We start from the raw sequence: 24,698 nt of genomic DNA on the forward strand, positions 1-24,698 counted from the left end.
CACCTCCTTATTGAGCTACCATTAGATCAGCTCGTCGTAGATCTCTTTCATTTCTGCAAGTGCTGCAGGGACACGCTCACCGAACCAGGCAACATCTTGCATATCAAGCAGGATATTCGGATACATCCGCGAGAGCGTAGATACTAGAACACCGTGCTCAGCAAGCTTGCTATTTAACAAAATATCAAAAGACATCAATTCAAACGTATAATCAGCCGTATCCGTAAGCGGCTCCGTGCAGCAGTGATAAGAAGCACAGCCAGACGGCCCCTGAACAATTAAAGGCAGACCCACCTTCACTGCTTCCTGGCAGAGTATGTCATGCATCATCTCAGCGTGGCGGTTCATGCTGTGCATCGCATGTCCTCCATTGCGTCCCAACATTTCCAGCGTAGCTTTTACAGCAGCTGTACCTAATGGATAGCCATTAAACGTACCCGCATGAATTACTTTTTTGTCTACAAGCAACTTCATGATATCCGCTCGGCCAACCAGGGCTGATACCGGAACTCCGCCACCCGCGATTGCCTTCCCAAGTGTAGTCAGATCGGGCGTTACACCGAATAACTGTTGAGCACCACCGAGTCCCATACGGAAACCTGTTATAATCTCATCAAAAATGAGCACGATCTGGTAATGATCACATAACTGTCTGACTTTTTGCAGATAACCCGGAGCAGGCATGACTCCGCCTCCATTTACACAAACCGGCTCCATGATTACTGCTGCAATGTCGTCTCCATGCTGGCGAAATAGTTCCTCCAGACGGGCTGCGTCATTCCATGGCAAGAGGTAGGATTGAGATTCCATGGCATCCCTTGCCCTCCCCTTTGTTCCTTTCATGTCACCGGGATAGTCTGAAGGTACAGGCAGACCTGTACGTGCAGTCTTGCCACCCATAATATTGTCCGCATTGCCATGATAATGGCCTTCAAAACGTACAAAGCGATTTTTACCGGTCCACGCCCGGGCAAGACGAAGTGCATTCTGCACAATCTCCGTGCCTGATAACCCAAAACGAATCATCTCTGCTGAGGGTACATATTGATGGATCAGTTCCAGAGCCTCTGCATCCAGATCGCAATGACTTACGGAAAGAACACGGTCAATGGTATCCTTCAGACACTCGTTATACTCCTCGTTGCCGTGACCAACAATGAGGGCACCAAAGCGGGCATATAGATCCAAATACTCGTTGCCGTTCATGTCCGTCACTCTGCTTCGGGAAGCATGCTTGAAATGGAGCGGCGTCTCTTCCCAAGGAAGGTGAAAATTATAGTGCACACCGCCAGGCAGCCATTGTTTCACCCGCTGATTGTACTGCATCATCTCCGTGATCATCCCGTATCGCCTCCCCCACTTGTCTGGTTTACTGCTTCATATCGCTCCAGTAACCTGGATCGATCTTGGGGATCATCCAGCGAATAGGCTGCAGGCAAGGTCTTATTCTCAGCCAGCATATTTCTTACGCTCTGGCCTGGACCGAAATCGATCCATACCGTCGCTCCCAGATTTTGAACGCGTGCCAATGCCTGATTCCAGCGAATGGGTTGCAAAAGCTGGCTGCTCAGCAGCTTAGGAATGTCCTCGGCTCCGCGAATGAACTCACCATGTACTGTAGAGCAGATGGGAAACACCGGTGCAGAGAAGGAAATCCCTGCAAGCATCTCTTCAAGCTCAGGCAGAATGAACTGCATCAACTCGCTATGATAAGGTGCATCTGCCTTCATTGGCATCATGCGAAAAGGAATGAATTCCCCACCGTAGCCATCCACCTGATCATCCAGCAGTTGAAGACCCTTCGCAGTACCTGCAACGACAAACTGTCCCGGTGAATTATAACCGGAGATCGTCACATACTCGTTCTGACGAATATTCTCGACTAATTCTTCAAGCGCTTCTTGGGTTACATCAACGACAATACCCGCTCTTCCTTTTTGCTCCTGAATGGAGCGATGCATCAACGCACCACGCTGAGCTGTAAAACGGATTCCATCAGCAAATCGCAATGCTCCCGCCGCTACCAAAGCCGAAATCTCCCCCAAACTGTGACCTACTGCATAATCTGGAGTCATTCCTGTCCGGCGAACAAATGAGTCAAATAGAACGTAGCTTGCTGTCAGTACAGCAGGTTGAGCATATTCAGAGACCGTCAATTGATCCAGGGCCCCTTCCATAACCAGTGCCTTCAAATCAAATCCGATCACCTCGCTCGCTTCCGCAAAGATCTGATTCGCCTCCGGCTCACTGTCCAACAACTCGCTGCACATTCCGATATACTGGCTTCCCTGGCCGGGAAATAGCGCACAGAACGTCATACGCCACCGCCACGCTTGTAATAGGCTTTTAATCCGTAATGCGAGATCATTTCCTGCTGCATCTGAGAAGAACCCTCAATAATCTCCAGAATTTTGGCTTCCTTATACAGCCTGGCAACAGGATATTGGTTACTAATTCCATTCGCACCATGAACCTGTAGCGCATCACTTGCAACTTCAACAGCAACTTTGGACGTAAAATATTTGGCGATCGTTGTCTCCATGGCGGCCTGCGGGTCCTTGGCTTCTCTCAGCTCGGCTGCACGTAAACATAATGCTCGTGCTGCATGGACTTTTGTCACCGCATCTCCAATCATGCCGCGAATCAACTGAAAATGACTCAGCTTCTGATCAAATTGCTTCCGCTTCCTTGAGTAAGTCACCATGGCATCCAGCGCTTCCTGCGCAATCGCCAGCCCTGCCCAGGCAATGCTATATCTGCCCTGGTCCAGCGCCCCGGTTACGATGTACTCAAAACCTTCATTCAGACGTCCAATAATGTGATTCTTTGGTACACGCACCTCATGGAGATCAATCTCAGCTATACCTGTCTCTCCCGCAACCATGACACCTTCGATAGGTTGGGTCTGTACACCCTCAAACTGGCGTTCGACCCAAAAAGCAGTGCTTCGTCCCTGATTCGAGGCAATAATGATAAATACATCTGCCAGATGTCCAAACGTGATCCACTTCTTTTTTCCATTCAAAACATAACAGTCCGATTCTTCTCTCCACTCGGTCTTTACACTTTTGGCATCTGAACCAACTTCCGGTTCAGTCAGGCCAAAAGCAGCAATCCATTCTCCCTTCACCAACTTGGGCAGCCAGGACGATTTTTGCTCAGGCGTTCCGAAACGTACCAACGTTTCACTTACAAGTGAAGTATGTACCGTTAACAAGCTGCGAACGGCTGGAAGAGCCTTGCCAAATACTTCAGTCAACAGCCCGTACGCCTTAGGGCCGAGACCCATGCCGCCATATTCAGCCGGGATCGAGGCAGCCAAGTAACCTTTTTCAGCCATGGCACGGATCAATGTTCTGGGAATGGCTTGCTGTTCTTGAATTTGTTGAGCATAAGGACGAATTTCACGGGCAGCAAACAATTCAGCTTCATGAATGATCTCTTGCTCTACATCCACTTCAATCATTCGGCAACCCCCTCTTGAAGAAGAGATTCATTCAGATAGGCGGCGAACTCGGCAATTGTTTTGTATTCAAACAACGCAACCGGACTGATGTCAACTTGAAGATGCTTACGCGCACGGTTAATGATCTTGAGCGCCTGCACAGAGGAGACACCAATTTTCAAAAAATTCATCTCTTCATCGATGTCCTCTGGCTCCTGATTCAGCGCTGCAGCAATCTCGCTTTTGAGAAAAAGCTCAATTTCTTCTTTTGTCATATCATGACCTCCGTTCCCTGATTCACATCTATCCAATGTACATACGGCTCGAATGGATGTGCTGGCAGATGTACAATCTGGCCAGAGCCATTCGGATGTAACTGTTCCCAATCCAGTGCAGCACCACGTACATAAAGCTGTCCCAGTAATAAAGCAAGCTGATCCTCCATGGTAAGTGTCGGCTCGGCAGACAGGCGGATGAAGCTCTCCTTGCCACTGTATTCGAGCTGCTGCACTGTCTGATCTGCTGCAATCATAATTACAATGTCGGCGTTTGCCATCTTGCCAGGTGTGTCTTGCAGACTCTCTAATTTCACTCTGTTGTTCACTGGAATGGATTGGCTTGTATGAGCGCTGTGATGTTCCCCGCCATCCAGATGTAAACTGGATACAAGTTCCTCTCCAGCAGCTATTCCTCGAATCTCTTGAATGGAAGGGACCAGACGTACAAGTGTCTCAAGCAAGGTCACCCAGTAGTTCAAGGTTGATACGGTATCTTCATTAGAATCGTCTGGCCTGATTACCTTACGAGCTTGAGCCTCATCTTCTCCGCAAATCTCATGCCCCCCAACCACAATATTGACACGAGCAGCTCGGTTTCTAGGCTTGAAGCCAAATTCCATCTCTTCAATGTTCCACTCTCCGGTTGAGCTGACAGCTACTGCCGCACGATACCGATAATGTTTTCTATATCTGTTCCGGGTAAAACAAAGATCCTCTAGTGCCAGGTCCGCATGTTTCTTCACATACTGCTCCGTGTTATCAATCAGCTTTTTTAAAGCCTGCTCTGATTTCGCAGAGAACGTTAACAACTGGCCACGTGCCGGGGCAGCTGCACGGACAGGGGCTTTCCATTCCTCCAGCACAATGTGGGCATTCGTACCTCCCAGGCCAAATGAACTGATGCCTGCCTTCCGTGTTTTTCCTTCAGGTACATCCCACGATCTATGCTCGCTAACGATATGGAACGGCGATTGGTCCAGTCGGAGGGCCGGATTCGGATTATCCATATGCAGACTTGGTGCCAGTTTCCCATGCTGCATACTGAGCAGAACCTTCGCAAGACTGGCTCCACTGGAGGCTGCAAATAAATGTCCAATATTGGTTTTGACTGAACCTAATCCAATCGAATTGTCGCTTGTATATCCCTTTTCCCGGAACAGTCGGAGCAAGGCATTCACCTCAATTGGATCTCCAATTCTTGTCCCCGATCCATGTGCTTCAATATAAGAGACCTCGCTCGGATTTAGGTTGGCATCGCGATAAGCGGCACGAAGTACCTCATATTGCCCCTGAGGGTTGGGTGCCATAATGCCCAGGGAATATCCGTCGTTATTCACCGCTGTCCCGCGAATCACACCATAAACATGTTTATTGTTGCGAATTGCCTCTGTTAGCGGCTCCAGATATACAACAATAGCACCTTCTCCCAAGACTGAACCATCTGCTTCCCGGTCAAATACCTTCGTATGTTGAGTGGAAGAACAGATTCCAGCATTGCGTGATAGTTGATGAACATGCGGTGTAGCCAAAATGTTCGCTCCGCCTACAACCGCCCCAGAGATACGCTTGTCCTGAATGGCCGCCACAGCTTGTGTCAGTGCTACCAGAAAAGAAGAACATGCTGTATCTATGGACAGTGCCGGCCCTGTAAAATTGTACATGTGTGAAATGGAGGCCGCTGCAATATTGGACATATTGCCTACCATAGCGTGAGAATGAACAGCCTTTCCAAGACTCCGGTTCATATAATCAATAACCAGATCGAAGTATGTGCTTGGGTTAATCCCTACATACACACCCACATCACGCTTATCCTCATGATCCACGAGCATACCTGCATCCTCCAGCGCCTCATGAGCAACTTCCAGCAGCTTCCGATGTTGCGGATCCATAAATGCAGCTTGTTCAGACGGGATCTCAAAGAACTCATGATCAAACGTATCCGGTTGCTTCAGTTCCCCAATCCAGTCATCCCAACCGGGTTGCTTGGAACGTGTTGCACGCTCTAAGCTAACCCGGTCAACACTATCTAACCCGTTAACCAGATTACTCCAGAACTGCTCTTGGGTGTCGGCATCAGGCAGACGCAGAGACAGTCCGGTAATAGCAATAGCACGATGTACATTCAGGTGATTATCTGTTGTTTCAGCTTGTTCAAAGTCCTTCGTATCTGCTGGAAGTTCCTGCAGATATTCCACCATCTCACGTACTGTACTGCAAAAAACAAGTAGTTCTTGTCCTAATTCACGTCCCATATGTGCAGATAGCTTGTCAAGTAATTGATAAGAGAGAATGGAATTACCTCCAAGTGCGAGAAAAGAAGTATCCATCTCAATCTTTCCTGCGGGCAATTGAAGAATTTCGGCCCAGGCTTTGCGTACGGTATACTCCAAAGAGCATGCGGAAACCGTCTCGTGTTGTTGTTGCGTGTTTTCGCGAATCAGCTCTTCAATGGCCTCGATGTCCTTGGTAAATACTCCACGCTCATATTCGTTTCTCAGCATGAAGCGCTGGACCTTGCCACTCGTCGTTTTGGGAATAACCTTGATTGGGAGAACATGGGTGATCTCAATACCCAATCCAGCCCTCATACGTTGGATCAGATCCTGTCGTACATCCATGAACTGTGGAGTTCCTGATTTGTATTTAACAAATACAAGCAGCTCCTCTACTTGTTTGAGGCTGTTAAAGTGCCCGACTACCGTCAGATTGCCTCTCGGAATGCTGCTATTCTGGTACAAAATTTCTTCAAGATCATGTGCATAATGGTTCTGTCCCCGAATAAACACAATGTCCTTGATCCGTCCGCTTACAACCAGGGAGCCATCAGCCATATAACCCAAGTCTCCAGTGCGAAGCCACCCATCCACATACATTTCACGATTGATCTCCGGGAGACTGTAATATCCGGAGGTTACCGATTCCCCACGGATCTGGATTTCGCCAACGACCCGCTCATCCAGCACTTCACCCTGTTCATTCGCAATCCGGATCTGAATCCCTGTCATGGGATATCCTTCATGGACAAATTCGATCACATCCGAAGTATGACTTTCATTGCTAGGTAGCTGGACTGGCACAGCCAGTCCTTCCTGCACCAGCCGCGAACGCGAGATACGTTCAATTCGCGGCTCTTCCCCCAGTCTGGAGGTACATACACCTACTGTCGCTTCTGCCATGCCATACGCAGGAAACATCATATTGGGACGATAGCCACAAGAGCTGAATTTTTTGACAAATCGCTCGATAACAGACGTTGATATAGGCTCTGCACCATTCAAGGTCATACGCAGTGAAGAAAGATCCAGCGTTGAGAGCTTGGAATCCGGGATCTTCTGAACCATCCATTCGAAACCGAAATTGGTACAGCAAAACCATTTTCCCTGATGCTCCGTAATCTTGCGCAAGAACAGATAAGGCGACCGTACGAAGGTATAAGGTGACATCACCATGATATTGGCTCCACTCAGGACAGGTGTCAGGTGCTGTCCAAATATCCCCATATCATGGGTATGCGGCAACCAGGTAAACACATTATCTCCTTCTTCGGCTCCAAGAAATGTCTTGCATGCAATACTGTTGGCGATAATATTGTGATTTGTTAACTGCACGCCTTTGGGAATTCCCGTACTTCCTGATGAGAATTGCAGGAACACAATGTCATCAGGAGAGGTTGGGCATAGATCAGCCATCTGCTGGCCTGCGTGAAGCTGGTTGACACTAATCAACATAAGACCTTTGAATACGGGACTTTCCGCAAGCTGCTTATACTTAGGCATGTAGGCTTCCTCGACGATAACGACCGGACGCCCGAGCACCTCCCACACTTTCGTGAATTTCTCCAGACCGGCTGAGCCTGGTTCCCAGGCAGCCGGAGGACTAACCGGGGCGACAATAATGCCCCCCAGCATACAAGCCCAAAAGGTACGGTAAAATTCCTGTGACTGGTCAATCTCCAAAATAACGACCTGTCCTTGTTGAATGCCTTGCTCCTGAAGAAACTGCAGGTACTTGCGCGCCTGCATCAGTAGTTCAGGATATGATTCAAACTGTTCGTCACCTGAAGAGCTGATATAGGTCATTCCCTTTTCTGGATGAATATCTGCAATGTAGATTAGCATCTCAGCCACTGTTGAATAATGTTCTGGCACAATCAGCTCGGGTCCTCGCTGTATGGATTTACTGGACATGTTGCACCTCCATTGCCTCATTGTGAACTACCACTTTCACATCGCTACCAAGCTTGTCATCAATCAGCTGTTTCATACGTTTGATGTCCAGACCAGTCTGACAGGCCAGATGTACGTACAGACACTCTTCGTCATAGCGAATAACCCATTCGAATTGGGCGAGTCCCGAATTCGAATCTTGGTCATCCGACGACTGAGACGACATTGGGATCGCTTCGCTACTGGAGATGAAGCCTTGATAATTAAACAGAATCATCTGACGCGGCTCCTGTTCTGTTTGCCTGTAGGCAGTTCCCATTTGTTCATGTATGCCATCATATTGTGCCGAGAGGGAAGAATCATGTGTAAGTGCCATAAAGTTAATGCTGTGTCGCTTCGTAAATTCCAGACGTTCCAACAGATCTTCCTGTGTGAATTCACTGTCTACCAGTACTGGAATCAGATCAAGGAATTCTCCCACATAATCATAGTAGGATTCTTCGCCATACTCCCTTCCGTAATGCACCAGAGCTATTGGCAATTGGCTTATGTTCAGATAAGCCGCAATAATGTTGGAAAAAGTTTCAAAGCATGTCCACCAAACATCTGCAGGCTCCTTCCCTGCAAGGGACAACTCGGCAGTCATCGCTGAAGGCGACAATGTTTCTGTTTCCTTCAACTTGTTCATGACGATGGTGTTACATCTATTCCATGCTTGAAGTGAAAATTGTTTCTCCATTTCATCTTCTGATACCCCTATGGGGCCTTGAGACAGAAAATTTACATAATCCTCATAATTTCGTACTTGGTACAGAAGATCACTCTCGATCTCTATACCTTGCGGTCTATATAATGCCTTCGACTCAAGTTGCTGCTTGATGATCTGGGCACTCATACCATCAAATGCAAGGTGATCAAAACTCCAAATCAGCTTATGCTCTGTGGCTCCTGTACGCAAAATACACAGACGCCAAGGTAGTTCCTTCAACGTATACGTTTTGTGTAACAGAGACTGAACCAGTTTGTACTCCAACTGCTCAATCGTAGCCGAAGCATAATGACGAATATCAAGATACGGGATAAGCTGTTGCAGCATGTCCGCCGCTAACGACATATCACATGGATGCCAATACAATTGTTCTTCCTCATATATTATGCTGTGCAGCAACTGATGCCGGGATATCACCCCAAGAATCAGGTGTTTTACAGCTTGTTCATTCAATTCGCCTTCCAGCGTTGTTGTAAATCCGCTTGCTCGTGAAGTTGTAGAAGCATGTGCTTGTTGAATTGGAGATAGTGGGAATCGACCAGTAGGGGTCATGCCCGCCATAAAAGATGAAACCTGATTGCAGCTGTTTAAGACATGCAGGACCAGGCTGTCCAGTTGTTTCTCATGAAGTGTTATGTCCTGTGGTATGACTATCGGGGACTGAATATGCAGGCTATCTTCTGACCAAACTGACGCCGGAGGATTAATGTCAACTAATTTTGCAAGTCCTCTAACTGTCGGATATTGGAATAATTCGTTCACATTGATGGCAATTCCTTCTTTTGACAAAATTTGAGTGAATGCAATTGCTTTGAGCGAATGCCCCCCATTTTGAAAGAAGTGATCTTCCACACCAATGCCCGGATTACCCAAGATCTGTCGCATGGCGGCAAGAATGACACGCTCCGTTTTTGTCCGAGGTGAGCTCACTTCCAGAGATCTCTGCTGCTCTTCAACCAAATTCTCAGACAATGCTCTTCGGTCCACTTTGCCATTGGCATTAATCGGAAGATGATCCATTCGAATAACTCGTGCAGGCACCATGTACTCTGGCAGTCGCTGGTGAAGTTCTCTTCGAACATACTCAGCATCTGCCCCAGTGTCGCTTGTATAAAAAGCGGCAATGTATAGACTTCCTGATGATTCTGTAGCTGTCATGACAAAGGCATCACGAACTCCCGAAAGACGCTCCATGCAATTGCCTATCTCCGATAACTCAATGCGGAAACCTCTAATTTTGACCTGGAAATCCGAACGTTCAATAAAAAGCAGACTACCGTCAGCCAGGCGTTTGACGATGTCACCTGTCCGATACATTCGTTCTCCCTTGCGGAAGGGATCATCAAGAAAGTGTTTTCGGGTAAGATCCTCACGGTTAAGATATCCAATACCCACCGCATCTCCACTGATATACAGTTCCCCTGGAACATTAGGTGGCACAGGTTTCAGCTCATCATCCAGAACATACAAAGCTGTGTTAGACAGGGGGTAACCTATGGGCAGTGAGCCAGTATAAGGCTCTGTTTGCTGTAATAAGTGGTACGAGGCAAAAAAGGTTGCTTCCGTTGGCCCATATCCATTTAACAGCCTGCCTGGCCCCACACATGCAAGCGCTTTGTTGGCATGGCTCACCGATGCAGCTTCACCACCAAACATCACTCTACGCACATTCTTCAAGCATTCAGCATCCCAATCCACCAGCATATTAAACAAGGATGTCGGAATATAAAATACTGAAATCCGCTGCTGTCGGATGACATCCGCCAAACGAGCCATATCCAAAATGGTCTCTTTTGAGATTAATACAAGAGTAGCGCCATTTATTAATGAAGCAAAAATATCGAAAATGGAACCGTCAAACGCATAGTTAGAAATTTGCAGGATACGATCCTCTGGCACAACGGTAACAAAATTACTATTTTTCATGACTTTGGTCACATTGCGATGACTCATCACAGTCCCTTTCGGGGTTCCTGTTGACCCTGATGTATAAATGATATAAGCCGGGTCAAGAGCGGTCTTGTTCATATGTTCAACAGGCTCCTGGATGTCTCCTGAATCAAATGCTGCCAGTTCATCTGCCGGCACGATACAAGGAACTACAGATTGCCATGTGGAGGCATACGCCGTTTCAGTCAATAACACAGCCGCATCGCAATCTTGCAAAATAAATTCAATTCTCGATGGCGGCGAAGCCGGGTCGATCGGAACATAACTGCAACCCACTTGGAGTGTAGCAAGAATACTGATCATCTGGATCGGTCCACGGTCCAGAATGAGAGCAATACTAGAGCCTGATTTTACCCCTTGTCCAAGCAACCTGGACGCCAGCCACTGAACACGTTCATACAGATCCGCATAGCTCCACTCATCGTCTTCCCAGACCAATGCTGTCTTCTGTGGATGCATATGAACTTGTTCCTCGAATAATTGGGAGATGGTCGCATCTCGCGGATACTGGGCGGCATTATCGTTGACTCCGTACAGCAGCCAGTCCTCTTCTTCCGGTGTAGTGAGCTTAATCTGTCCAATTCGTTCATTATCCCCTGTTGTGATCTGAGACAGAATATACCGGAATTTATCCAGCATTCGTTCCATGGACTCCGCTTTAAACAAATCCGAACGATAGTCAAGTTCAACCGTGTAACATTGCTTATGCTCGACCAGTGTCCAAGTCAGATCAAATTTGGCATCCACCTTACCTTCGACCCATGGTTCAAGTATCAGTTCCCCGGCTTCAGGATCATCGGTTCCCATATTAATGTAATTTAACACCACATCAAATAGGGGGTTGCGGCTTAAATCACCGAATAGACCAAGTTGTTCCACCAGTGCTTCATAAGGATAATGTTGATGCTCATAACAGGATAACAGCTTGCCACGCATCTCATTCAAATACGTCTCTGTGGACCATTCTCTGTCCAGGCTGATGCGAATGGCAAGCATGTTCACGAACATACCCATAACGTTATTGAGTTCTGATTTCTCACGCCCAGCAACCGCTGTACCTACGACCAAGTCGTCTTGACCCGTATACTTCCAGATTAATAGATTCAGAGTTGCCATAAACAACATATAAGGTGTAAGCCCTTGTTGAGTACAGAAGTCATTGACCTGTGTGCTTAACGACTCACCAAGTTCAATGGAACGTCTGTCTCCGCTGTAAGATGACGCGCCATGTCTTGGGAAGTCTGTAAGCAATTCAACCGGTGCAGGCTTGTCCTTGAATTCCTGTATCCAAAACTCGGCGTCTTCAACAGATTGTGCATGTGACGCAGCTTCATCACGCCATTCCGCATAATCCTTATACTGAATGTCAAGAGATTGCAATGTTTCTCCTCTGTACATGCGAGCAAAATCCTGCATCAGGATCGCAATGGAACTCTGATCCGAAATGATATGATGCATGTCGATGAATAAGATGTGTTCCTCTTGAGAAAGGCGAATGAGCTTAACACGAACCAATGGTGCGCTAGTCAGATCAAAAGGCTTGATCCATTTTATGACCTGTTCTAACCCTGCCGCTTCTAATTCCAGCAACTCCACCACGCTTGGAACCTGATCCTCCACAATTTGGAAAAGCTCACCGTCAATCATTTCAAATCTGGTACGGAATGCTTCATGTCTCTCTACCAGTGCATCCATTATTACTCTGAATTGCGTAGGGTCAAGTTTTCCCCTTACCCTATAAGAGCTGGCGAGATTGTATGCCGTACTCTCACCTTTCATCCATTCATGCACCACATACATTCTTCGCTGTGCAGAAGTGGTCTTGTATTTCTCTTTCTTAGTTACAGGCAAGATTGGGTCCACTGAATCAGAGTCACTTGTAACCTGATGTTCAGCAATCCATTGAACCATGTGTTCAAATACAGAATGATCAAAAACCTCTTCCAGCCCCAAATTTAGTCCAAACATTTCTTTAATCCTCGATGCCAAGGAAATCGCTTTTAAAGAATGACCTCCAAGCTCAAAGAAATCATCTTCAAGGCCGACTTCTCCATTACCAAGCAACTCCTGCCACAATTGCGATAATACATGCCTTATCTCATCATCAGTCCGTTGAACCCTGAATTTCCCGGATGGAGATTGGTCTAATGCTGCGATAGAACCCGCTGCAACCTGCGACATACCTGCAAGCTGATACAACGCAACATCATGTTGATGAACAATGGGATCAAAGGAATACGTCGGCAGGGAGATTTTTTGCCTACGCCCCGTTCCGTTTAACTGTTCCCAATCCAACTCCATGCCAGAGCACCAGCAAAAAGCAAGTACTTTCATTAAATACACGTCTGCCTCAAGCAAGCTCTGACGATCTCCAGTAAGAGCAATGATGTTTGGCTCTGAAAATGAATCCGGGGCTATTTGTTCTGTATCCTGCAGCTGATTCGAAACGATCCACAGCGTATGCCCAGCAGATTCAGAAAGCGTCTTGCGATTTAGCAGCGTAAACAGGAAATTTGGAGATAACAGTGGTGCAATACTCGACGCAAGGTCTGTTACAGTTGCATCTGTCATTCTTCCTGTCAAAGCATCTGACAATGCTCCTTCTTCTAGTGACCAATGCTCCAGATTGTATAGAAGCCCCACGGCATGTACTGGATCAAGTGCATCACTAATAACCAACCCCACGAGTTCGCCAACGCCTTGTCCACAGACAGCATCTGGCTTGACACCAAGCTGCATCACGGTTTTATAAAGAGCATATTGCACAACAAAGCACTGCATGCGCTCAAGCCTTGAATCGGTTAACGATCGCCCTATGCCTTGGCGGATGGCATACTGTTCCTTGGACTCAAAGAGGTTCAGTATCTCTTCAAAGTGCTGTTTGAATATCTCTGAGACCTGGCTGCGATACACAGAAGCATATAGTTCCCGAATCTTGCGCGCTTCCCAACTTGCATTTCCGCTGAGATAAAACATGACCTTAGGCTTCCCATTCATCACACTTGCCTGTGTCTCAAACTCTACAGACTGCTCGCTTGGCGGAATATAACCGTCTACAACGATTAGTGCTTTACGATGAACGAATCTGCTTCTTCCCTTCTGTAGCGTCCACGCAGCATTGGGAAACTGCTCCGGCAATACATGGATTGCCTGTAGAACCGAATCATACGTGCGTTCCAGCGCAGATTCACTTTTGGCCGAGAAGGGCAGCAGAAGCAATGATTCATAATTGGCTTGGCTCTCTTGGACGGGCGGCTGCTCCAGAATGACGTGAGCATTGGTCCCCCCGATCCCAAACGAACTGACACCTGCTCGCAGGATACGCTTCGCGTCTTCTAATGGCTGTGGCTCCTTGTTGATATAGAAGGGACTATGCTCCAGTTCCAACATCGGATTCGTCCGATTCATGTGAATCTGTGGCGGAACCACCCGGTGATAAAGCGTCAGTACGGTTTTAATAAAACCGGCGACACCTGCTGCCGCATCAAGATGCCCAATATTGGCTTTCACAGAACCCAGAGCACAATAATTTCTACGATCTGTTCCCCATGACTGCCTGAGCGCTTCAATTTCAATCGGGTCCCCCAGTTTGGTTCCTGTTCCATGCGCCTCCAGATAGGAGATCTCTTTTGGAGACACTCCCGAACGATGCAGGGCTGATTGAATAACCTTGACCTGCCCGGCCACACTCGGTGCCGTATATCCAATTTTGTCCATGCCATCATTATTAATCGCTGAACCTTTAATGACTGCATAGATATGATCTCCATCTCTCTGCGCGTCGCGGAGTGACTTGAGCACAACCATTCCGCATCCATTACCAGACACAGTACCAGATGCCTGCTCATCGAACGGTCTGCAATGACCATCCTTTGAATAAATCATGCCTTCATGCCAGTGATAACCTTCTTTGAGCGGATAGGAGATAGAGACACCTCCCGCAAGTGCCACATCACACTCCCCCCGAATCAGCGATTCAGCAGCTTGGTGGATAGCGACCAAAGAAGTTGAACATGCGGTCTGTACGGCCATACTTGGCCCTCTCAGATTTAATTTGTGAGATACTCGGGTTGTAATATAGTCCTTTTCATTCAAAGTCATGGCTTCAAAAGCCTGTAACAAATTACCGGAACGACCTAGAAATTGCACCATCCATGGTAAGCTCAGTCCACTTCCGGCAAACAATCCTATAGCTCCCTCATAACTGTAAGGATCACACCCGGCATGCTCAAGCGCCTCCCACGAGCACTGATGCAGCAACCGTATTTGCGGATCCATCATGTTGGATTCCTGATGCGGATATTCGAAAAATCCGGAGTCAAAATACTCAGTATCTTGCAGTAGACCTTTGGCCCGTACATAATCAGGATGTTTGAAGTCTTCCGGTCGTACACCCGCAGCCTTTAGATCCTCCTCATTCAGACGGGTGATACCGTCCTTACCTGCCATTAGATTATCCCAGAACTCCTCAATATTTCTGGAGCCGGGAAAATGCCCTGCCATGCCAATGACTGCGATATCCGACGACGAAGAATCTCTGCTACTGTGGTCTGAAGCAAACGAGATACTCTGTTTTGGTCTGCTCTGTGCCGGTCTGCTCTGTTCCACTTTGCTGTGTTCAACTGTGCTCATCACATCATCTTTGGGAGCTGTTGTCGGGTCCAGGTTCGTAACAGGATATCCAGCCGTAGCGATATGCCCGCTCTCCTCTCGCACATTTTGTGTAACTGTCGGCAGCATCTGCTCAGCCACCAGATGATTGACCAGTGATGCAATGGAGGAATGCTCAAACAATTGCACCAGCGGAACGCTTTTATCCAGATAGGCATTCAGGCGATTATTGATCAGAATAAGCCCCAGCGAGTTGCCTCCGATTTCAAAAAAGTGATCATGGATATTAACCGTATCCAGATTCAATATTTCCTTCCACGCTGCAATGAGCATCTGCTCCAGATCAACCTTTGCCCGCTCCATTCCTTGAATGGATGAACCATAAACCAGAGTCGGATTAGCTTTCTCACCCGTTTCAAAATCAGCCAGACGAAGGGCATTGCGATTCAGTTTGCCATTAGGCAGCACAGGCAGATTTTCCAGACGAATCAAGCGAGAAGGCATCATGTACTGTGGAAGCCGCTGCTTTAACCAGGTCCGAAGCTGTACGTCTTCATCTCCCATAACGGAAGGCACAATCCCAGGCTTCAGACTGTAGAAAAGGATTAATTGCAATGAATGTTGCTCGGCCCCTTCTACCTTAACGACAGCTTCTCTTACACGTTCATACTTCATCGCTGCCTGCTCAATCTCGTTCAGTTCAATCCGGTAGCCACGAATCTTCACCTGCTGATCTAACCGTCCCATCAACTCAACATCCCCATCCGGCAGTATACGGGCCAGATCGCCAGTTCGGTACAAACGGCCTCCCAAAACATTGGGGTTTGCAATGAATCGGGCATCGGTCTCAGCTGCATTGTGCAGATAACCGCGGGATAATCCTTTTCCTGCAATGCACAGCTCTCCATAACTTCCAGGTGGCAGTATTTCACCTTCATCATTCAGAATATAAATCTCTGTATTGGTAATGGGCTTGCCAATGGTAATCGCGGCTGTGTCATTCAATTCTTTGGTCGTTGACCAGATTGTAGTTTCCGTTGGTCCATACATGTTAAAAACTCGAGCGGGCGTAAGCCGCTTCAGATCAGTGAGGAGTCCCACAGGGACATTTTCCCCTCCGGTAAGAACACACCGCAGATTGCCCAGCGCCTGAGCGAATTCCGGATTTTCGACAAATGCCTTAATGCGTGAGACCGTGCTAAGAATGTGTGTAATACCATGTTCACGTATTCGACGTGAAGCAAGAGCCGGGTCAAGCTGCTCCTGCTCATTGGCCAGATACAGCGAATATCCGGTGCATAATGGTGTCCACACTTCAAATCCGAAAATATCAAAAGATATGGTCGTTACACTGATGATGCGATCTGTCTCATGTGCAAAAATATGTCGGTGCCTGATGTCCTCAACAAAATTGACCATCGCCTCATGAGTAATCATGACCCCTTTGGGACGCCCCGTTGATCCTGAGGTAAAAATCACACAGGACAGGTCCGAAGACAGGTGGCTTACGTCCGGGTTAACGGATGAGCGCACATCCTGGGCAGTTGGATCATACACAAATCGCTCTCCGCTAAAAGTCACTGTACCTTCTTCATCAGGCGTACACAGCAATACGTTCATTCGGCTGTCTTCAATCATATTTACGATGCGCTGCGGCGGAAAAGCAGGGTCCAGAGGCACATAAGCCGCCCCAGCTTTCAGTACCGCCAATAGCATAATGATCAACGATTCATCTCGTCTGGATAATATGCCTACAGGTTCATCCCGGCGCACACCTTGATCAATCAGCTTCCAAGCCAGCGTATTAGCTTTTTCATTAAGCTCCTTGTAGGTAAAAGAGGCTCCGGATGATACAAGGAGAGCTTTCTTGTCTGGCGTGTGTTCTGCCTGCAGCTCGAACAGCTGATGCAGACCCACCGCAGGATTGTAATCCAGACGTGGACCAGCAAGACGATGGACTGGGTGCTCATGAGAACGTTCGTTTCTCTCAAAGAGTTCGCTCAGAGACAGATTGGGCTGTTGTACAACCTCTTGGCAGAGTCCGATAAACTCCTGCATCATACCTTCAACTGTGTCCCGGCGGAACAGATCCAGCGAGTATTCAATATATCCTTCAATCACCTGCTTCTCCCTGTTTTCTTGACAGGTCATTAACAAATCATAAGTGGACGTACCCGTCTCCACCGGAAAAGAACTGAATTGCAAGCCATGAAGTTCAAGTCCATGCAAATCCATGTTCTGATAATCGAAACAAACATCAAATACCGGATTTCGGTTCAACTCACGTGTCACGCCCAGTTGTGCCACAAGCTCATTAAACGGATACTCCTGATACGCAAAAGCATCCAGTGTATGTTGTTTAACTTCGCGTAAAAAATCAGTGTACGTACGATCAAAAGTTGGAAAATTCCGCATCGCAATCATATTGACAAACATGCCTACCGTCTCTTTCCACTCCTCTTGCATCCTTCCTGCAACAGGCGTTCCTACCACAATGTCCTGCTGACCTGAGCGATGTGCGAGAAGAAGATTCCACACACTTAGCATTACCATATACATGGATGCTTCCGATGAGGAAGCCAGCTCGTGCAAGTGTTGTGTTAACGAACGATTCAATGTGAAATGGAGACGTCCCCCTTGCATGGATCGCTGTGATGGACGCTCATGGTCAAGTGGAAGCTCCAGAACAGGTAAAGAAGGGCCAAGATGGTCCAGCCAGTACGTTTGATGTGCATTGTATTCCTGTGAAGCGAGACGCTGCTGCTGCCATACCGCATAATCTTTGTACTGCAATCGGACTGCTTGCTCTTTGCCAAAATATAAATCATTGAAGTCACGAGTGATGATTTCGACAGATGTACCATCTGCGATGATATGGTGAATATCAAAGAATAACAGATGCTTGCGCTCGCCTATCTTAATCAGTTCAACCCGCATAAGCGGAGCACTCCCCAGATCAAAAGGACGAATCAATGTCTCGATCATCGCAGGCAACTCTTGGTCATCTGCCACATACTGCTCTGCATAGCCCATACTTAAGCGAACCGAAGGTTGGATGATCTGAACGATCTGACCACCCTGTATCTCAAACGATGTTCTGAGCGCCTCATGATGCTGCATCAACTTCTGCAAAGCAGCCTCAACTCTTATACGGTCCAATTCACCTTCAATAATGGTTGCAGACGGTAAGTTGTAGGCCGTATTGCCTGGATCAAGCATCGCTTGTGTGAACATACGCATCTGTGCAGAAGAGATTGGATACGCATCCATAGGGGATGCAGATTGAATGGTCTGTTGGTCCACTTTTGGTTTCGCCATGACATAGAGATGCTCCGCCAGCTGAATAGGCGTTGAATGATTGAAAACATCTGCTACCTCAGGCTGAATTCCTAAATGAGACCGGATCCATGCAGACAAGCTGACTGCTTTGAGAGAATCTCCTCCAACCGCAAAGAAATTAACCTCTTCATCCAGATCATCGATGCCAAAAATCGTTCGATATGCGTCCAGGACAATCTGTTTCAGTTGATCGGAACCACCAGTATAAACTGTCCCTTTTACAAGATTAGAGCCACTTCCCTTACCCTGCTCTGCATGCTGCCTATCATCCCCGGTACCCATTCCTTCCACTGCTGATGAGCTAGAAAGAGAAACACTGACAGGATAGGATTGTTTGTTGAAAACATAAGTAGGCAGAGAGCATTTGCGCCGTACCGTCTGCCCTTTGAGCACCTTCCAGTCCGGTTCAATGCCTTCGCACCATAACTCCGCAAGTCTGCGGTTCACATAGATACTATCCTGCTCCGTTTCCCTTATGTGGCGTAGCATATTCAGTACCGTCTGGGAATCTCTTGATTGACTGTGCTGTCTGGCAAAGGAGCTTAACGTTCGTCCTGCACCTACTTCAATTAATACTGCCCGCTCATCCTTCAACACTTCAGCCAGGTTTGATTCAAACAACACCGGCTGTAAAATATGACGGGACCAATAGTCAGGTTGTGTGATTTCATCTCCAAGCGCCCATGTTCCACTGGTGTTGGACAGTAATGGGATCTGTGGCGTATGAAGTGAATGCTCTGCTAAATAACGTCTAAATTCCTCAGCGGCCTGATTCATCATTGGCGTATGGAATGCATGGGAAGTCTTCACACGAATGCACTTCCAGCCCAGTCCTTCAGCCTTGGCTTCCATCCGTGAAATGGCTTCAGCTGTCCCACCAATCACACTGGAACCTGTAGTATTCACCAGGGCAAGCCACATATCTTCCTCCAGTTGTGACTTCACCTGCTGTGCATCCGCCATAATGGCAAGCATGACCCCGGGTTGTTGTTGCTGCATCAGACGTCCGCGAAGTCGAACTAACTTGACAGCATCTCCGAGTTCGAATACACCCGCTACCGCCGCGGCAGCCAACTCACCAATGCTGTGCCCGATCATGCCATCTGGCTTGATGCCCAGATCCAGCAGCGACTTGGCCAGCGCATAACTTGTCATGAACAGTGCAAATTGGCTGTACTCTGTCTGGTTTATTCGCTCAGGCTGCTGATCTCCGTACACAACGGACAGCATATCTTCTCGTTCTTCCGCAGGCAGAAGGTCCAATATTTCCTGAATATAACTTCTGAAGATTGGAGCTAGGCCTGCTTGCTCTGTAGATCTGTATAGTTCTGCACCCATTCCCTGATACTGACTGCCCTGTCCGGGGAACATGAAGTATACGGGACGAGTGCCTTGAGCCGAATGGTATACGCGTGCTTTCCCCAGCTGCTGTATCAGCTTGTCCGGATTATCCTTCCATGTCTTATCCAGAATGAGTGCCTTACGATACGCAAAAACAGATCTACCTGATTGCAAGGTCCACGCTGCGTTCGATACAGATTGATTCGGCTGCTGAGTCAGATGTTCCATAATCCGTTCAGCAGTGCGGTTCAGCGAGTACTCCGTTTTGGCGGAAAAAAGCAATATATTTACGTCATCATCCGGACTGCACTTCTCCATCTCGGGAGCCTCCTCCAATACCATGTGAGCGTTCGTGCCCCCCACACCAAATGAATTGATCCCTGCGCGCATGACTCCAACATTGCCCTGTTTCCAATCCACACCTTGTGCATTAACTTTAAAAGGCGTATTCAAAAAATCAATTTTGGGATTAGGCTGCTCATAATTCGCTGTTCCAGGGATATAACCTTGTCCAAGACTGAGCGCTACCTTGATTAAACCAACCACACCTGCGGCTGTATCCATATGTCCCACATTGCCCTTGACCGAACCCAGATAACAAAATTGCTTTTGGTCGGAAGCAAAGGCCCGAGTTAACGAGTTTACTTCAATTGGATCACCAAGCAACGTTCCCGTACCATGTGCTTCGATATAACTCACCGTTTCCGGGTCTACTCCGGCTACCTTATAAGCATCCTGAATGACTTCAGCCTGTCCGTTTACGCTTGGAGCAAGAAAACTGAGTTTCTCTTGTCCGTCATTGTTAATTGCTGAGCCTTTGATGACCCCGTAGATATGATCTCCGTCCCGCAGAGCATCGGTTACCCGCTTCAGCACCACAATTCCCATACCATTGGAGAAGACGGTTCCACTGGCTGCCGCATCAAATGGACGACAGTGTCCATCTGTGGAGAACATCATGCCATCCTCAAATATGTAACCCCCTTCATTGGGCAACTCCACGGTAATCCCACCAGCCACGGCCACATCACATTCTCCAACAATCAAAGATTGACATGCCAGATGAGGTGTAACCAGTGAAGTAGAACATCCCGTCAGAGCGGTATAGGCCGGCCCTTTTAAGTTAAGCTTATAAGCCATTCGGGTAGCGAGAAAATGATTGGTGCTGAGGGTAAATGCTTCGTATTTACTGCTATAGTTAGCATCGTTAAAAAGCACTTGACGGTACCATTCGAAGTCATCGGACCCGCCAAGGAACACACCCACCTTACCCGCTTCATCCGGTCTGCAGCCTGCATCCTCCAGCGCTTCCCATATTCCCTGATACAAAAGTCTGAATTGGGGAGACATCATTTTGGCTTCACCGGGAGTATAATCAAAGAACCCTGCGTCAAACTCATCAATGCCGTTGGCACGTCCTTTTGCCTTGACATAACGAGGTGAACGCAGCAGCGCTTCCTCCACGCCAAGCTCCCTCAATTCATCATCACTATAAAAGTGAATGCTTTCCCGCCGTTCAACAAGGTTACTCCAGAACTCCCTTATATCCTCAGCGCCCGGCACATTCACCGCCATACCCACAATTGCAATGTCCTCACGCATAATGCCGTCTTTTCGTTGAAACAATTGTTCCCTTTCAGTCGGTATCCGAACTCCCTCATCTTTTGGTCCCAGCGCGGCAAATTGACGCAATGTCGGGCATTCGAAAAAACGAGGAACAGGGAACTCCACATCGGTATAATGCTTTAGTTTATTGTGAGCCTGAATGACAGAAAATGAATTCCCGCCCAATTCAAAGAAATGGTCATCGCGCCCTACTCTCTCAACTCCGAGCACTTCGGCCCACACTTCGGCTATAACCTTCTCAAGTTCAGAAGACGGGGCGGTATAGAACGTACTGGAAGCGTGAGCATGCGTGATATCTGCCATAAGTGCCTTCCGGTCAATCTTCCCACTGCTATTCAATGGAAATTCGGATTTATGTACAAAAACGGATGGTATCATATATGCCGGTAACAAACGAGACAAGTGCTCTCTCAATTCGACAGAAGGCAGCTCCTGCTCTGACAGATAGTAGGCATACAGCAAGCCGGACCTACCTTCAAATGATTTCATGACTACCACGGTCTGAATGACACCCGGATAGGATGACAGGGTATTCTCAATTTCGCCTGTCTCCAGTCTGGCTCCTTGAATTTTAACCTGAAAATCAATGCGTCCCAGATATTCGATCGTACCGCTTGGGAGTGAACGTACCAGATCTCCTGTACGGTACATGTATCTGAAATGCTCTGCGTCCTGTCCTTCTTGAAAGAAAGGATTAGGGACAAACTTCTCTCGGGTCATCTGTTCCAGATTCAGATATCCACGTGCAAGTCCAACACCGCTAAGACAAAGCTCCCCTGGAATACCTAACGGCTGAAGCTCATCATGATTTCCGACGACATACCATCTGGACTCATTGAGCGGGTAGCCAATCGGTACATTGCCCAAGCCTTCGTAATGGCTTAATGGATAATGAGAAACCCATATGGTGCATTCGGTTGGACCATAAACATTTTCAAGACTTGCTCTAATGCCTAACCTGTTAAATTTCTCAATGATGTCTGGCGTGACTGCCTCTCCGCCAACAAACATCCATTTCAGGGTTTCCAATGCTGACAGATCGGAGCGAAGCTCCATCGTTTCCAGAAAAAGACGGAATAACGTTGGAACAAAGTTGATGTGTGTAACCTTATGTGATGCCACCGTAGATACAATACGAGCAGGGTCTTTTTCTGCTCCAGGCTCAAGAATACTTAGTGCGCCTTCACCCATGAACCAGCCGAAAAGTTCCGTGGCCGACACATCAAAGGTATATGCCGTTTTCAGCAAGTAAACATCCTGCGCCTGCATTGGAAAACGACGCTCCAGATCAAGCAGTGTATTGACTACGCTATGATTTTCAACCATGACTCCTTTTGGCTTGCCTGTTGATCCGGACGTGTACATGATATAGGCAAGGCTACGCGGATTCAGCGCCTTTTCGAGATTTGAGACATCCCCCGTATAGGCCTGATCGCCCTCAACGTAGATGTACTGGACATCCAGCGTCTCGTCATCTTTTTCGGGTTGCATAGCCAGCACGATGGATATGTCTGCATCCGATATAATATAGTCCTTTCTGGACAAAGGATAGGAAGGGTCTACAGGCACAAAAGCACATCCGGCTTTTAATACAGCCAATAGGGCAATGACCATATCCGAGGAACGTGGCATCTGCACGCCAACTGCCGCGTTATCACTTTTTTTGCTCGCAACGATCTGCCTAGCCAATTGATTCGCTTTTGCGTTGACCTGCGCATAGGTCTGATGCTGCTTGCCTTCCATTAGAGCTACCCGCTCCGGGAAACGTGCTACTTTATCGTGAAATATATCCATAATATGTTGTGGAGTGTAGGGAAAATAAGAAGTTTGATTGAATCGGTACAGTAGGTTTTCTTTCTCATCCTGCATCAGGAGGCTGAACTCACTGATTTTTTGATCAGAATTGGTTACTAGCTGATTCAGCAAATATAGAAATCGTTGGCCCATTCGCTCCATTGAATCTTCACGGAACAAGCTCGGTTTATATTGCAGCTTCAACTGCGCACCTTGCGGTAAACGGCTCAACACCACCATCAGATCTCCTGGAAACGTAACCTTATCCTGATCCAGAATACGAGTTCCAAGCATATCTTCCTCATAGGAATCATAAACAAAGGAGATATCAAACAACGATGGTGATCCGGGTTGAGCCTGTAACATGCTGTCTCTGACAATGAGGTTATTGGGATATCCGATGTTCCTGTACGTATCCATCCAGGTTGTGGCTACTTGTTGCAGCAGAGGCTTTAGAGTTGATTCGAGGTCAATATGGAATCGCATAGGCAGCATATGGACAAAACATCCAATCGTTTCTTCCAAGTCCATACCGGGACGATGAGAATATGGGGAGGCAAAGGTGATATCGTCTGTACCGACATATTTACTCATAAGAATGCCAAAGGCACCCATAAAGAACATAAAAACGGTTACTTCATTATCTTTGGACATCTGTGTAATATCAGCCATTAACGATTCCGAAATATCAAATCGCAGTTCATGACCAATTCCTTCTTGTATAGAACCTGCTGGAAAGTCGTGCTTTAGAGAAAGAGGTTCCGCTCCCTTCATTTTGTTTAACCAGTATTCCCGCTCTTTGGAGTACTTGTTTTCGTGCAGTTTCTTGTTCTCTGCCTCAACATAAGAGATGAATCCTTCATCCAGCTTGACATCCACAGGCTGATCTTCAAGAAGACATGTATATGACTGGATAAGTTTGTTTTTCATCAGTTCAAGCGACAAGCCATCACATATTAAATGATGAATACATAAGGTCAGAATATATCGGCTTTTATCCATCTGAACAATCATTATACGGAACAGAGGACCTTTCTCCAGATCAAAAGGTGTCCCGATGCATTCATCCACCAGTGCTTCTAACTGTTGTTCCTTTGGATTCTCCTGATTCTCGCTACTTAGGTCCCACAAGGTAAGTGAATAATCCATATCTTCATGAACGGATAACACGGGTACATCATTTTGAATCTCAATCCGAGTACGCAGCACCACTTGCTCATACATAAGCAATTCGATGGCCCGGCGAAATATCTCCATTTGAAGATGATCAAATTGCATTGAAGCTGAGATGTTATACGAAGTGGGATCATTCACCTGACAATCAAAATAGATTCCCTTTTGTGTTTCGGAAAGTTCAACGGTTTTTTGTACCATCA

General features: G+C 47.3%; 6 protein-coding genes. All 6 read right to left on the bottom strand.

Annotation, left to right across the window (positions count from 1 at the left end; all coding sequences use genetic code 11):
- Positions 1-21: 21 nt before the first annotated feature.
- Genes MKY92_RS21490 through MKY92_RS21515 form a run of 6 tightly spaced genes read right to left on the bottom strand, consistent with a single transcriptional unit; the run spans position 22 to position 24,696 of the window.
- Positions 22-1,341: an aminotransferase class III-fold pyridoxal phosphate-dependent enzyme gene (locus tag MKY92_RS21490; RefSeq protein WP_339297538.1), complete on the bottom strand. Its 1,320-nt coding sequence runs from the start codon at positions 1,339-1,341 to the stop codon at positions 22-24.
- Positions 1,338-2,318, bottom strand: coding sequence for an ACP S-malonyltransferase (locus MKY92_RS21495; protein WP_339297539.1), 981 nt, complete (start codon positions 2,316-2,318; stop codon positions 1,338-1,340). Before MKY92_RS21495 ends, MKY92_RS21490 begins: the two co-directional genes overlap by 4 nt.
- Entirely contained in the window at positions 2,315-3,466 is a 1,152-nt protein-coding gene (locus MKY92_RS21500) for an acyl-CoA dehydrogenase family protein (protein WP_339297540.1), read from the bottom strand. Before MKY92_RS21500 ends, MKY92_RS21495 begins: the two co-directional genes overlap by 4 nt.
- Positions 3,463-3,720 (bottom strand): acyl carrier protein, encoded by a 258-nt coding sequence (locus MKY92_RS21505; RefSeq protein WP_036668520.1) that lies wholly within the window; start codon positions 3,718-3,720, stop codon positions 3,463-3,465. Before MKY92_RS21505 ends, MKY92_RS21500 begins: the two co-directional genes overlap by 4 nt.
- On the bottom strand, positions 3,717-7,913 hold the full coding sequence (locus MKY92_RS21510) for a beta-ketoacyl synthase N-terminal-like domain-containing protein (protein WP_339297541.1): 4,197 nt from the start codon (positions 7,911-7,913) through the stop codon (positions 3,717-3,719). Before MKY92_RS21510 ends, MKY92_RS21505 begins: the two co-directional genes overlap by 4 nt.
- Positions 7,903-24,696 (bottom strand): amino acid adenylation domain-containing protein, encoded by a 16,794-nt coding sequence (locus tag MKY92_RS21515; protein WP_339301869.1) that lies wholly within the window; start codon positions 24,694-24,696, stop codon positions 7,903-7,905. The genes MKY92_RS21510 and MKY92_RS21515 overlap by 11 nt, the downstream gene beginning before the upstream one ends.
- Positions 24,697-24,698 lie beyond the last annotated feature (2 nt).

It is taken from the genome of Paenibacillus sp. FSL R5-0623, from assembly GCF_037974265.1.
GTDB lineage: Bacteria > Bacillota > Bacilli > Paenibacillales > Paenibacillaceae > Paenibacillus.